The organism is Symbiopectobacterium sp. (assembly GCF_051710365.1).
Taxonomy (GTDB): domain Bacteria; phylum Pseudomonadota; class Gammaproteobacteria; order Enterobacterales; family Enterobacteriaceae; genus Symbiopectobacterium.
Genome location: NZ_JBPETA010000039.1, coordinates 9,328 through 23,384 on the forward strand (window position 1 = coordinate 9,328; position 14,057 = coordinate 23,384).

The following is a 14,057-nucleotide window of genomic DNA, read 5'->3' on the forward strand; positions in this document are numbered from 1 at the left end:
CCCCTTCTTTTTTCTTTTCATATTTATATATTTTTTTTATATTTTTTTTTTTTAGCCTGATCATACTGCCTCGCTTCTCCCTCTCTGGGGGGGGGGGGGGGGGCGCGTGATTGATATAAAATTAAAGCGTCCCTCATTCACCGAGGCATCAGGGGCTGTCGGTTACCGAACCTCGCGTGATGCCTGGGATCCTGATGCTAATAACCAGGTTGACCTGCAATTACTGTATGCCCCTCATACATCCAGTTACGTAAGAGCTAACACCAGAAATGGAGAGTACACCAATGAAGGGGGCGGTTATAGCGTCAATCTTAAGTGGGATAATAGAAATGCCCTTGGCATGATGACGTCCAATCTTGCCTATAAGCAGAACGAAAATACCATCAACAATCAGAAGCGTGATTATTACAATTGGTTGAGAACCGAGAGCATTAATTGGGCCTCCGCAGTGGCCACCGCGCAGGAAGGTGGGTTTGGCAAGGTAGAAACGGCACAGCGCAGTATCAACCTGAAACAGGGTTTTCAATTCACGCCATTTTCAACCTATTCCCTTGAGCACCAGTGGGATATTGGGTATGACGTCTCGCTCTCTCAAGCGAGCTATCGCCGAAAAGAGACTACCTATTCCTACACCAGCCCCAGACGTTCCAGCACCATTGTGTGTGGCGGAGACAGTGCCTGTATTGATGGAGAGCAATATCACAACAAGCGTACGGTGTATGGCGTTTCTGACATTACGGTCGATGCTGGTACCTACGGCGCTTATGTACAAGACACGCTCAAGCTGTACCGTTTGACGGCGGTGCCGGGTATTCGCGTTGATTTTGACGATTATATGCAGAACCTGAATGTTTCTCCCCGCTTCAGTTCCAGCTATGACGTGTGGGGTGATCGTTCAACCGAATTATTCGGTGGTATGAGTCGTTATTATGCCGGTAACGTGTTGGCCTATAAGCTGCGCGAAGCGCGGGTCCAGCCTTACACTGAATGCCGGGCGGATCATGTTAATAGCAAAGGGGCGGCTTTGTTGAATAAATAGATTTTATGCTGGCAGCCAAGTGAAACGACGGATCCTCGCAACGCAAAATCATGCAGTTAGGCCTCATGAGAAAACTGTACACCTAAGATGACAAGCATTTTCTACCAAAACTGGCATAGAAAAACAGCATGATTACCTATTATTCAACAAAGCCCAAAGGGGCTTGTACCGCCGCGTTGACGACCAGTAGCACACCGGCTGACTGGGTGTATGAAAAACCGCTTTCTGCAGTGAATTACCGTTACACCTCGCTAAATACCCCGTATAGCGATGAAAGGACACTGGGCGTCAAACAACGTATTGCAAATACGTTCTGGACGCTGAAATGGGTACACCGCAAAGACAAGGATGAATTTGCCCGCAGCGAAGAAAAGATCAACGGTGCCTATGAACTGACCAATAATGGTCAGTCCGAATCCAACACCTACAGCCTGGAAATTGAACCGGTAGCGCCGATTGAATGGGGACCGGCGATTTTCAAATGGCGAGCGGGCGGGAATCTCTTTGACAGTAAATCCTCGAATAAAACCTACGATGCCGATGTAGATGTCGATGGTTACGTCATCTACAAGGGCAAGCCTATGCGCGCCATTGATATGCCCGCCGAGGATTTTAACCGCCCTTGTGCGGCGTTTGTTGAATTGAATACGGAAATCCACGACTGGCGGCTGGACTGGACGCAGCGCGTCAGCTATGTCGGCGGTTATAAAGATGTCGTGTACCAAACTACCATAGTTTGCCTAGGAGACGATCGCTGTGGTGGTCTGGTCGGCTCCGGTGATGTTTATGAAGAAGAACAGTACGGCACCAACATGATACTTGATTGGCGTATCTCTTATACCCAACCGCTGGGTAAACAGAAACTGAAAGTGGGCGTAGATGTGTTGAACGTTTTGGATAAAGCCAACAAAACGGAAGCCAACTACGGCCTGGGTCGTCAGTTCTGGCTTGATGTGACCTATTCCTGGTAAGAAGAAAAACAATGAAAAACACAGTGAGCTATTGGCTGGCGGGCGCATTTTTTTTAGCGCCGCCCTTTCTGCGGCGGAGATAAAAAGCCCGCTGCCGCACATTACCACCGGCACGTTGCCTAACGGGCTGCACTACACGCTGGTGCCGCTGGAAGGTCAGAAACAGCGCGTCGATATCCGACTGGCGGTGGACGCCGGATCGGTGGATGAAAGCGAGGCACAATCCGGCGTGGCGCATATGGTTGAGCACATGGTGTTCCGCGCCAGTGAAGCGTACCCGAGTGGTGTGGCGAACATGCTGCATCAAAAGGGCTGGATTCGCGCCCAGCATTACAACGCCATGACCAACTATGAGCGCACCCAATACATGATGAGTCCGCCTGCTGGCAAACGCGATCTGCCGCTGGCGCTGGCGGCGCTAAGCCAAATGGTCGGGCACGCCAGCCTGCTGCAAAGCGATCTGGATGATGAGCGCAAAATTATACTGGAAGAGTGGCGCGGCAAGCTGGGCGTCGCCGAGCGTATGAATCAACAGCGCGTTCAGGCGATACGCCAAGGGTCGCGCTATCCCGATCGCCCTGTGATTGGTACGCAAGAGACCATCAACACTATGCCCGCTACCCAGTTGCAGGACTTTTATCAGCGCTGGTATCACCCTTCCAACATGCGCCTGATGGTGATTGGCGATATTGTTCCGCAAGAGGTGGTCTCGGAGATCGCCCACCAGTTTGGTTCGCTGCCTGCCGTGTCGCTTCCTGCCCGTCACTACTATGAGCCTCGCCTGCAACAGCAGCTGAACGTGGTGCGCTTGCAGGACAGTGAAAGTGGTGCCAGCCAGATTGCCTTTGTGTTTCGTCTCAACGATCCGCAGAATAAAAAAATCGGTCTGGAAGGCATGCGTCACCGCTTGCTGGATCAGTTAGCCACCAACGCGTTGCAGCGTCAATTGCGCCGCCAAAGCGAGCATCTGCCGGACAGCGTGAACAGTCTGGTGATGCGTAAGTCCGATATTGGTAAAACCACCGTTGCGGTGGGTTTTTTTGCCGACGTGATCCCGGGCGAGCATCAGGCGGCGTTGCCGGTGTTGCTGCAAGAGATCGAACGCGTGAAGCGCTATCCGCTCAGCGAGCGCGATATTGTTGAGCTTAAAAACGATATTCGACAAGCTGCCAACCGCATGGCTGACAATGTAGAGTCACGCGAGTTTGCCGATTGGGTTCAGCAACTCTCGGTGGGCTGGCTGCAAAGCAAACCCTATGTCAGCGCGCAGCAGATTGGCCGTGATGCCTTGACGCTGCTGCCGAGCATCACGCCACATCGGGCACTGGCTGGCACACGTGAATCAACCGTGGCGTTGAATATCGAACTGCGCTCAGAGGTGCGGGCCTGGAGTTATACCGAACAACCCTGGACGCCACAGGCGGCGGTACAAGTCAGCGTTGCGCGCAACCTGGCAAATAAATATCTGAAAAACAGCCTGCGCGATGAGGCGCTGGGTATTTATCGTATGCGCCTAGACAGTGAGTTGGCAGACAAGGCCCAGCGCATCGAGACCGAGATAAGCTTTACCGCTTCTCCTGAACGGGGTCATGAACTGTGGCAGCGCGCTGAACAGGTGCTGGCCAACTTGCCGCAACGGATTACCGCAGACGATGTTGAACAGCAGCGCCAGCAATTTATCCGCGCGGAGCAAGGGCGTAACAATGATTTCACCACCCAGCAACGGCGCCTGATACTGAGCGATCGCCACTACGGCGATCCGCGCTATCTGAGTGACGTGGCAAACCTCGCGCAGGCGGTAACGTTAGAGGAAGTGCGTGCAATGGCGGCCAAACTGCTCAACCTGGATAACCGCGTGCTGTTACTGTCATTGCCGCGTGAAGAGGCTGAAACTGCGGGCAGCGTCGTAGATAGCACGTTGCAAGGAGATGCAGCCCTATGAGCGCATTATGGGAACTGTGCCGTCCCTTCTGGGGCGGATGGCGCAGTTGGCGCGCCTGGTCGCTGCTGGCCATTGCTGTCTCCATGGGGTTCGGCATCGTCTATCTCAACGTGCAGATCAACGAATGGAGCCGGGTGTTTTATGACACGCTCGGCACTTACGACAGCAGCAAGCTGTTTTGCTTGATGAAAGAGTACACGCTCTACATCCTGCTCTATATCGGCGTTTTTGTGTATCAGGACTGGTTTACCAGCTTGCTGGTGATCCGTTGGCGTAGCGCCCTGACCGCGCAATTTGTTGATAGCTGGCTGGCAAAACGCACCTTTTATCGCATGTCGTTAACCGGGAAAATCGACAACCCCGATCAGCGTATCGCCGAAGATATCAATTTGTTCACTGATAAGCTGGTCAGCATGGTGGTCGCCTTTATCATCAATGCGGGTCGGCTATCATTGTTTATGATCATTCTCTGGCAACTCTCTGGCGTGCAACGTTTTACCCTGTTTGGCCGTGAATGGGCGATCTCCGGCTATCTGGTGTGGGTGGTGCTTATCTATACCGTGGTGGGTACCTTGATTACGCACGTGGTGGGGAAAAAACTGCACGGCATCAGCTATGCCCGACAGCGCTCAGAAGCGGATTTCCGCGCCGCGCTGTTGCGCAAACATGACAATGCGGAACAGATTGCGCTCTATGGCGGTGAGGCGCAGGAAAAAACCTATTTGGCGCGCCATTTTAGCGATGTCGAACACAGCTGGCGTCAACTGATGGACACGAAGCGTAATATGGGGTTCTTCACCTCCGGCTATATGCGTGTCAGTCTGATTGTGCCCGTTTTTGCCGCGCTGCCTACCTTTTTATCGAAAACGGTGACGCTCGGCGGCTTAATGCAGATCCGCAGTGCGTTTGCTCAGGTGCACGGTGCACTTAGCTGGTTTATTCACATGCACGTGGAGATAACCATGCTTTCCGCCAGCATCCAGCGTTTGATCCAGTTCAAGCAGGAAATTGATCGCCATCAGCCACAGCAGGCGGCACCGGACGTGGGCGAATGCCTGAATATCGAGAATCTGTCGTTTGCTACGCCGCAGGGCACCCCGCTGTTAAACGATGTGGCGCTGCACTGTGCGCCGGGAAGCTGGAGCAAACTGTCTGGGCCAAGTGGATTGGGTAAATCGACGCTGCTGCGCACCTTGAACGGACTGTGGCCCTACTATCGCGGGCAGTGGCAAGCGCAAGCGGGCCGCTCGCTATTGTTGCCACAGAAAAGCTATTTGGGGCAGGGGACGCTGGCGGAGGTGCTGTGTTACCCGCACCCACCGCTCGAGGATACCATCACCATGCAGCGCACCCTGAAACGGGTTGGTCTAGGTGAGTGGTGCGATCGTTTGGCTGAGCGACATAACTGGGATCGCATTTTTTCCGGTGGTGAATAGCAGCGGCTGGCCTTCGCGCGCGCATTGATCGCTAAACCGGATACGCTCTATCTGGATGAGGCCACCAGCAGTCTCGATCACGGTGCGGCGCGTGCGTTGCTGAATGCGCTTAAACAGGCACTACCGGGCTGTACGGTGATCGCCATTACCCATCAGCGTGAGCTGGACGATTTGTTCCCGCATCACTACGACCTCACCACATTTCGCGCGGTGACGGTGGGATAACGCCATCAATCAGAAGGAAGGCCTGTGTGGCCTTCCTTCTGTCATCTCGTTCTGATCGCTGATGTGAAGGCAATTTTTCCTTTCTGTGGTCCGCCGCTTCGGTTAGGTTATCTGAATCACGTTTGTTGGAGCAGAGTAATGATCGTAAGAACATGGCACGGATGCGTTCCCGTTTCGCATGCAGCGGGATTTGCGGCACACCTTGATGTCACAGGCATTCAACATTCCCAAAGCATACCGGGCAATTTGGGGGCAGCGGTCAAAAGGGTTACGCAAGGCGATTGGGAGCATTTCTTTTTCGCCACCTATTGGCAAGATATTGAGGCAGTAAAAGCGTTTGCGGGTGAAGATTACCATGTTGCCGTCACCTATCCTGACGATGAACAGTTTGGCCTGTTGTCCGATCCTTATGTTTTTCAACATGAGGTTGAGTCCGCCTTGCCGCTATAACTCGGCAGTAGGCTCACTGATAGGGAGTTTGTTCGTACCGCCAACGTCTTAGGTCGCTCACTTCCCCTTGCCGTGAGAATCAACGATAATCTTGCACACTTGACCGTTTTTTACGACACTTTTCTCAGGCCTGAGACTCAAACCCTCACGCATGCGATCGTGGGGTGGCGCAGGTGCCGCTCACTGTTAAAGGAATTTATGTTATGAGGTTTCGCTCCGTTCAGTTGGTTTTTCTCTGTGTGCTGGCCGCCTTTTTGTTGACGGGATGTAGCGCGCTCTCCAACTTTTCCTGGTCCAACCTGTCGCCGTTCAACTGGTTTGGCAGCAAAATCGAGGTGTCGGATGCCGGTGTCGGCGGGCTTAATGGCGGCACGCCGCTTGCACAAGAGCCGATAAACCAGGCGCTGAACGGTAATTATCGTTTGCGCAGCGGCATGGGCACCACTAACGGCCAAATCACGGCGTTCTATCAGGCGCTGGATGGTAATGAGATCAGGTTGTTGATCAGCGGTAAGCCCAAAGCGCAGGTCAATCGCGTTGAGGTTATGGATGCGAAAATTGCCAGCGTATGGGGCGTGAAAATCGGGGATGCATTCAGAGCCCATTACAGTAAAGCCTTTGAAGTCTGCCAGCTTGCTCAAGGGGATGATGCCCGCAGCGTAGAGTGCGTTGAATCGCAGAGCAAGCACGTCAGTTATCTCTATTCCGGTGACTGGAACGGCCCGGAAGGCTTAATGCCCTCTGATGATATTCTGCAAACCTGGCACGTCAGCAAAATCATCTGGCACGCGCAAGCGCGTGACTGATTTTATCGTCTCGACCTTTCTTAAGCCACACCTATCAGGCTTGGCGCGGTAACGCGCCAACGTCGTAGCGTTTCCATTCTCTCATCGTTTATTTTTATCCTTTGTTTTTGAACAAAGCACATTGTCGTGAATGCGGTATGATGAGCGCCTTAGGCAACGTAGTGCCAAAAAACGATAAAAGCAGATAATTAAAACATGAGGAAGCTTGAAATGACGCAGATACAGAGCGGAATTTTGCTTGAGCACCGTCGTTTTGCCATTTTTATTGAAGCCATGATTCAGGGCGAATTCGACGCTATTCGCCAAGGCTGCAAAAAGTTTTTCCAGTCGTTGCAGGAGTTGCAGGCGCGCTTTCCCGATGCGGTGCTGGGGGCGACGTTGGCGTTTGGTCATAGATGTGTGGCGCGATCTCGATTGCGAACAAGGGACGGCTGAACTGAAGCCTTTTGCACCGCTGGGTAAGGGGTTGGCACCGGCAACGCAGCGCGATCTGCTGCTGCATATTCAATCTTTGCGTCACGATGTCAATTTCAGCCTGGCTCAGGCGGCATTGGCAGCGTTTGGTTCCGCGATCCACGTTGAAGAAGAGACACACGGCTTTCGCTGGGTGGAAGATCGCGATTCTGAGTGGGTTTGTCGATGGCACCGAGAACCCGCAGGGCGATGCGCGACGCGACGTGGCGATTATCGCCGACGATCGGCCGGATGCGGGCGGCAGCTATGTGTTTGTGCAGCGCTGGGAGCATAATCTCAAGCAGTTGCAGCGCTTTAGCGTGGAGCAACAAGAGCAGATGATCGGCCGCACCAAGCAGGATAACGAAGAGATTCCGGCAGAACAGCGCCCGATCACCTCGCACCTGAGCCGGGTTGATCTTAAGGAAGAGGGCAAAGGGCTGAAAATTTTGCGCCAGAGCATGCCTTATGGCACGGCCAGCGGCAAACATGGTCTTTACTTTATTGCCTATTGCGCGCGCTTGCATAATATTGAACAGCAATTACTGAGCATGTTTGGCGATCGTGACGGCAAACGTGACGAGATGCTGCGCTTCACGCGCGCCGTTAGCGGCAGCTATTTCTTCGCTCCTTCGCTGGAAAAACTGCTCGCGTTGTAACATGTTCACGTTGAGTCGGTAGGGGAGACGCGTTGAGTACGCTGGATAACACAATTGGCAATACGCCGCTCATCAAGCTGCAAAGGCTGGCGCAGGGTACCGGCAGTGAGATCTGGCTTAAGCTGGAAGGGAACAATCCGGCTGGCTCGGTAAAAGATCGTCCGGTTCGTTTTATGGTGGAGCAGGCTGAACGGCGCGGAGAAATAACCCCTGGCGATCGGCTGATTGAAGCCACCAGTGGTAATACCGGTATTGCGCTGGCGATGATTGCCGCGGTGAAAGGGTATCGCCTGCGGCTGTTGATGCCGGAGAACATGAGTCGTGAGCGGCAACTGGCGATGCGCGCCTACGGTGCGGAATTGGTGCTGGTCAGCCCTGCGTGTGGCATGGAAGGCGCGCGCGATCTGGCGCGCCAGATGGCAGAATCCGGAGAGGGCAGGTGCTCGATCAGTCAACAACCCGGATAACGCGTTGGCGCATTTTATGACCACGGGGCCGGAAATCTGGCAGCAAACGCAAGGTGCACTCACCCATTTTGTGTCCGCGATGGGTACTACCGGCACGCTTTCCGGCGTCAGTCGCTTCCTAAAGCAACAGCGTGCATCCCTCTGCACTATCGGTTTACAACCCGCGTCGGGGAGCCACATTCCCGGTATCCGTCGCTGGGCAACGGGGTATGAGCCGGGGATTTTCCAGCCCCAGTATGTAGATCGTGTGATGGATATTACCCAGCAAGAGGCGGAAACCACGCTACGGCGCTTGGCGCAGGAGGAAGGCATTTTCTGCGGCGTCAGTTCCGGCGGTGCGGTAGCGGGAGCACTGCGCGTGGCGCAGGAAAACCCCGGCAGCACGATCGTCGCGATTGTTTGCGATCGCGGCGATCGCTATCTGTCTACCGGCGTATTTGGCTAACGCTATTCCCGTTCCAGCGCGTGTATTGGCTCCATGTATGCGGCGCGCCGGGCGGGGAAGAAGCCAAAAATCACCCCAATCAGGCTGGCGCACAGGAACGCGGCAATAATAGATGCTGGCGAGTAGATTAACGAGAAGCTGCTGAAGAAGTGGCTAAATACCGCCCCCGCCAACAGCGACAGCGAAACCCCCAACACGCCGCCCAGCAAGCACACCAGCACTGCTTCAATCAAAAACTGTTGCATGATATCGCTGGCACGCGCACCAACCGCCATGCGCACGCCGATTTCTCGCGTGCGCTCGGTCACCGACACCAGCATGATGTTCATCACGCCGATACCGCCGACCAGCAGCGAAATAAACGCAATGGCGAAGACCAGCAGCGCCAGCGTGGTAGTGGCCTTCTCGATGGTTTGACGAATGCTATCGGTGTTGAAAACAAAGAAATCCTTGCTGCCGTGGCGCTGGGTCAAAATCTGGGTAATGCCCTGTTCTGCCACGCTCAAATCCACGTTGTCTTTGACCCTGACGGTGATGCTTCTCAGGTAGGACTGCCCGATCATGCGTTTCATCGCCGTGGTGTAGGGGACCCAGACGTTAAGGTTTTCATCGCTGCCAAAGCCACTGCTGTTTTTTTCCACCACGCCAATAATTCGCACGGGGAGCGATCCTAGCAGGATCACCTCGCCGATAGGGTTCTCCCCGTTGGGAAACAGTTTCTGCAATGTGTTCTGATCGATAACCGCTTCTTGCGACAGATTATCCACGCTGGCGCGTGGGAAAATCATCCCTTGTGCCACGCTGTAGCCGCGCACGGTGAAAAACTGTTCTCCTACCCCGTTGGCATTGGCCGTAACGGCAATATTGCCATAGCGCAGTCTCGGTAGGAGCCGTTGTACTGGCTGAATCCGCGATCACTTCGCCATCGCGCAACTCGATGATACGCCCGGCATGGCGCGCGATCTGCATATCGTGGGTCACGATAATGATGGTGTGCCCCTGCGCGTTCAGATCTTTCAAAATGGCCAGCACTTCGTTACCGCTGTGCGTGTCCAGTGCGCCCGTTGGCTCATCCGCGAGGATCACCTGACCGCCGTTCATCAGCGCGCGGGCGATACTGACGCGCTGTTGTTGCCCACCGGAAAGTTGGCTGGGGCGATAGTTCAGGCGTTCACCCAATCCGAGGCGGTGCAGCAGTGCTGCGGCGCGCTGCTGGCGAGAGGTGCGGTCGCGCCCGGCGTAAATAGCGGGGACTTCGACATTGCCCTGCGCAGAAAGATCGCCCAACAGGTGATAGCGTTGAAAGATAAACTCGAAATACTCCCGACGCAGCGCGGCCGGGCTGTCGCTGTCGAGCGTCGCTACCGCTTGGCCGTTAACCCGGTATTCCCCTTCCGAGGCTTTATCCAGACAACCGAGAATATTCATCAATGTCGACTTGCCGGAGCCGGAAGCCTCAACAATAGCGACCATCTCACCCGCATGAATCGTCAGGTTTATCGCTTTCAACACGTTGACCGTTTGGTCACCGTTGGTAAAACGGCGTGAAATTCCCGTTAGCGTTAATAAAGGTTGAGTCATACGTTAGCTCCCCTTACATCGGCGGCGGGCCGGGGTGGCGCGCCGTTGATGATGAAGAACCCGGTTGCTGGCTGATGATCACTTGTTCACCCGCGCTGACGTCGGTGAGTAATTGGGTATGCACGTTGTCGTTAATGCCAATGGTCATGTCGCGGGATTCACGTTGACCTTGCGCATTAACCACTTGCACCACGGTTTTGCCATTAAGCTGCTGTACTGCCGTGGCGGGCTCCACCAGCGCGTTTTTTACCGCAGCACGCAGAATATACACTTGCGCCGTCATCGAGATACGCAGCGTGCCATCCGGGTTATCAACATCAAACAGGCCGTTGTAATAAATCGCCTTAGACGTTGAAGAGCTGCTACTGCTGCTGGAACTGCTGGATGAACTGGTGGTCTCGTCGTTGATGGAATCCGGTGCCGGTTCGATAGCGCGCAGCGTGGCTTGATAGCGCTTGTTGGGCTGGCCAAGAATGGTAAACCAGACCGGCATGCCGACTTTCACGTTGACCACATCGGCTTCGGAAATCTGCGCTTTCACCGTCATGGTGTTCAGGTTCGCCACTTTGGCGATAGTGGGGGTAGTTTGCGCCGCGTTGACGGTCTGCCCTGCTTCCACCGGAATGGCAACGATGGTGCCATCCATCGGTGCGGTAATTTGCGTATAGCCCAGATTGACCTTGGCGGTGCTGGTGGCGATCTCCGCCTGCGCGATTTGTGCGTCGAGGGCGGCAATGTCTGCCGTGGTGGCATCCAGCGTGGCCTTGGCGCTGTCATAATCGGCCTGTGCACCCACGCCGCGTTGCATTAGCATTTGCTGACGCTGCCAACTAAGCTGATTGTTGCGCAGCGCGGCATCGCTGTCTTTCAGCGTATTTTGCTGCGTTAAATCATCAATTTCTGCCAGCAGTTGCCCCTTGCTCACCTTATCGCCCAGTGCAATATGCAACGCTTTGATTTGCCCTGACACCTGGGCACCGACGCTGACCTGTTTGAGCGCTTCAATGGTGCCATCTGCCAGGACGGTCTGCTCAATATCTCGGGTTTCTACGGGCGCGGTAATGTAGTTCACCGGTGGTGGGGCGGCGAAAAAGTGCTTATAGCCAAAATAAAGGGCAACGATGGCAACCAGTGCCAGTAGCGACGTACGTAATGACAAAAAACGAGCAGGCATGAGCAGTTGAATATCCTTATCGAGTGTTGACGTCTTAGCAGGGTACTGACGTCTGACTGGGTGATGCTAACCGCGTAGAACAACGCCGTTACTTTACCCTGACTCTATGACCCGATCTCGCCTATTTAGTGCTATGGAAGGTAAGAATTCAGTAAAGATGGCTGCGAAAATACGTATTAAACGAGAAAATAACCGCCAGAACCGCCAAGGGGAGCGGAGCAAGGTATGAAGCTGTTGCTGGTTGATGATGATGATGTGGAGTTGGGAAACCTGCTTTGTGAGTATCTCAGCGCTGAGGGATTTGCCGCAACGCGAGTGTTAACAGGGAAAGAGGGCGTGGAAAGCGCGCTGTCAGGAAATTACACCGCCATGATTCTGGACGTGATGTTGCCGGATATGAGCGGTATTGATGTGTTACGCCAGGTGCGTAAATCGAGCCGGTTGCCGATTATCATGTTGACGGCCAAGGGTGACAATATCGACCGGGTGATTGGTCTGGAAATGGGGGCCGATGATTATATGCCGAAGCCCTGTTTCCCCCGTGAACTGGTAGCACGCTTGCGTGCGGTGCTGCGCCGTTATGATGAGCGCCCGGAAAAGCAGGAAAGCGAAGGGACTGCCACATTAGGCGAACTGGTGTTGAACCCCGCTACGCGCACCAGCGAATGGAAAGGACACCCCTTTGATTTAACCGCCTCCGAGTTCAATTTGCTGGAACTGCTGGTGCGCGCGTGCGAGCGCGTGGTCTCCAAAGATGAGCTGTCGGAAAAGTGTCTGGGGCGGCAGCGTGAAGCCTACGATCGCAGCGTCGATGTGCATATCAGCAACATTCGGCAAAAGCTGGCCGAACTGCCGGGCAGCAACATGACCATTGAAACCGTGCGCAGCGTAGGATATCGGATTCGTTGATGATGCAGGGACGCTTGTTCTGGAAAATTCTGTTTGGCTTCTGGCTGACGTTTTTATTGATATCGCAACTGCTGTGGTTGGGGTTCACGTTGTATGACGGCGGGCACCGCGCACCGCCGGAAGAGGCGATGATCCAGCGCTTGATGTCGTTACAAATGTCGATGGCGCAATCTGCGTTGCAACAGGGTGGGCAGCCCGCGCTGGACGCACTGGAAGCTCAGTGGCCGCCGCAGGAGCGCGGTTTTCTGCGCGTTTCTACCACGGCAACCGATGCCGAGAAATGGGCTCCACCGCCTGTGCCGTGGCGTGAACCGCCAGCCAGCGATATCCCGCCTCCCGGTGGCCTGAGGCCGCCAGCGGATGAGGAACATCTCCGGTGCGATCGGCACATGTCGCTTGTTAACGCAGTCAATGAGCCCAATGGCGAGCGCTATTGGGTCTCTTTTGACGTCCTGCGTTTGCGCGATGAAACCTATGCACCGCGTCCGATGTTGATACTCAATATTCCTGAACCGTTGGTATGGATTTCGGGATTAGGCGGGCTGCTCTTCAGTGGGGTATTGGCCTGGAACCTGACCCGGCCGCTCAATCGCCTGCGCGCCAGTTTTGACCGTGTATCACAGGGGGATTTATCCATTCGGCTGTTGCCGGACATGAAACGACGGCACGATGAGTTGAGCGACGTGGCGCGGGATTTTGATGCCATGGTTGAGCGACTGGAGGTATTGGTGAGTTCCCGCGAACAACTGCTGCATGATGTGTCTCATGAACTACGTTCCCCTTTGGCGCGTTTACAGCTGGCCATCGGGTTGGCGCACCAAAATCGCGATAATATCGATACCTCATTGCAGCGCATCGAAGGTGAAGCGGCGCGCATGGACAAAATGATTGGTGAACTGCTGACGCTATCACGCGCCGAGCATCAGGTGGTGGATGAGTCCTATTTCGATTTGTACGGATTGGTCGACGCGGTGGTAAACGATGCGCGCTATGAGGCGCAAGTACCAAGGGTAACCATTCTTTTGGAGGCGGATACAGAGCAGGATCACACGGTAAAAGGTAATGCGGAGCTGATGCGGCGCGCGTTGGATAATATCGTGCGCAACGCACTGCGCTTTTCAACCCACGAGCAGACGGTGCTGGTAGACCTGCGTGGCACGGAGCGCGAGTGGCTGCTTTGTGTCACCGATCAGGGGCCGGGGGTGGAGAAAAATAAGCTATCCAGCATCTTTGATCCTGTTATTCGCATCGAATCTCCGCAGTCCGGCAAGGGTTATGGATTAGGGCTGGCGATTGCCCGCAAAGTGGTGATAGCACACGGAGGCCATATTGAGGCCGATAACGGCCCTCAGGGAGGGTTGACCGTGCGTATCTTTATTTGTACTAGCTCAGACCTGATCTGACAGTTACCGGTTATTTATACAGGTGTCTGTCAGATTAAATCTGGTTCAGATTTTTTTCTGCCCAGACCCGTTTACCATCAAGTAATGTTGCCATTGG

General features: G+C 54.4%; 8 protein-coding genes and 4 pseudogenes. 10 read left to right on the forward strand and 2 right to left on the reverse strand.

Translation table 11 applies throughout. The annotated features are described in order from the left end of the window. The first annotated feature begins 106 nt into the window (after positions 1–106). The 8 genes and pseudogenes from ACTBDZ_RS05905 to cysM all read left to right on the forward strand — a co-directional run bounded on the left by ACTBDZ_RS05905 (position 107) and on the right by cysM (position 8,893). Positions 107–1,039 carry a hypothetical protein gene (locus ACTBDZ_RS05905; protein ID WP_438814619.1) on the forward strand — a complete coding sequence of 311 codons (933 nt, stop codon included), beginning with the start codon at positions 107–109 and terminating at the stop codon, positions 1,037–1,039. A gap of 128 nt (positions 1,040–1,167) precedes the next feature. Continuing rightward, the gene (locus ACTBDZ_RS05910) at positions 1,168–2,010 is read left to right on the forward strand and encodes a hypothetical protein (RefSeq protein WP_438814620.1); all 843 of its coding nucleotides are present in this window, start codon (positions 1,168–1,170) and stop codon (positions 2,008–2,010) included. A 31-nt stretch (positions 2,011–2,041) separates the two neighbouring features. Continuing rightward, positions 2,042–3,952, forward strand: a complete 1,911-nt coding sequence (locus tag ACTBDZ_RS05915) for a M16 family metallopeptidase (RefSeq protein ID WP_438814621.1) — start codon at positions 2,042–2,044, stop codon at positions 3,950–3,952. Next, positions 3,949–5,613, forward strand: a pseudogene (locus ACTBDZ_RS05920) (ABC transporter ATP-binding protein/permease). The gene ACTBDZ_RS05915 and the pseudogene ACTBDZ_RS05920 overlap by 4 nt, the downstream one beginning before the upstream one ends. 138 nt (positions 5,614–5,751) lie before the next feature. Beyond that, a complete protein-coding gene (locus ACTBDZ_RS05925) occupies positions 5,752–6,063 on the forward strand; it encodes a hypothetical protein (protein ID WP_438814626.1) in 312 nt (103 codons plus the stop codon). A 203-nt stretch (positions 6,064–6,266) separates the two neighbouring features. Beyond that, on the forward strand, positions 6,267–6,869 hold the full coding sequence (locus ACTBDZ_RS05930; RefSeq protein WP_438814622.1) for an RpoE-regulated lipoprotein: 603 nt from the start codon (positions 6,267–6,269) through the stop codon (positions 6,867–6,869). A 210-nt stretch (positions 6,870–7,079) separates the two neighbouring features. Beyond that, positions 7,080–7,981: pseudogene (locus tag ACTBDZ_RS05935) on the forward strand (Dyp-type peroxidase). Positions 7,982–8,013: 32 nt separating this feature from the next. After that, positions 8,014–8,893: pseudogene (cysM, locus tag ACTBDZ_RS05940) on the forward strand (cysteine synthase CysM). A 2-nt stretch (positions 8,894–8,895) separates the two neighbouring features. Here cysM and ACTBDZ_RS05945 read toward each other — a convergent pair. Both ACTBDZ_RS05945 and ACTBDZ_RS05950 read right to left on the reverse strand, forming a co-directional pair. Further along, positions 8,896–10,474, reverse strand: a pseudogene (locus ACTBDZ_RS05945) (ATP-binding cassette domain-containing protein). 13 nt (positions 10,475–10,487) lie between these two features. Further along, positions 10,488–11,648, reverse strand: a complete 1,161-nt coding sequence (locus ACTBDZ_RS05950) for an efflux RND transporter periplasmic adaptor subunit (RefSeq protein ID WP_438814623.1) — start codon at positions 11,646–11,648, stop codon at positions 10,488–10,490. Positions 11,649–11,873: 225 nt separating this feature from the next. Between ACTBDZ_RS05950 and ACTBDZ_RS05955 the strand changes: the two genes are divergently transcribed. Both ACTBDZ_RS05955 and ACTBDZ_RS05960 read left to right on the forward strand, forming a co-directional pair. Further along, positions 11,874–12,557, forward strand: coding sequence for a response regulator transcription factor (locus ACTBDZ_RS05955; protein ID WP_438814624.1), 684 nt, complete (start codon positions 11,874–11,876; stop codon positions 12,555–12,557). Then, positions 12,554–13,960 carry an ATP-binding protein gene (locus ACTBDZ_RS05960; protein ID WP_438814625.1) on the forward strand — a complete coding sequence of 469 codons (1,407 nt, stop codon included), beginning with the start codon at positions 12,554–12,556 and terminating at the stop codon, positions 13,958–13,960. The genes ACTBDZ_RS05955 and ACTBDZ_RS05960 overlap by 4 nt, the downstream gene beginning before the upstream one ends. The last annotated feature ends 97 nt before the right edge of the window (positions 13,961–14,057 follow it).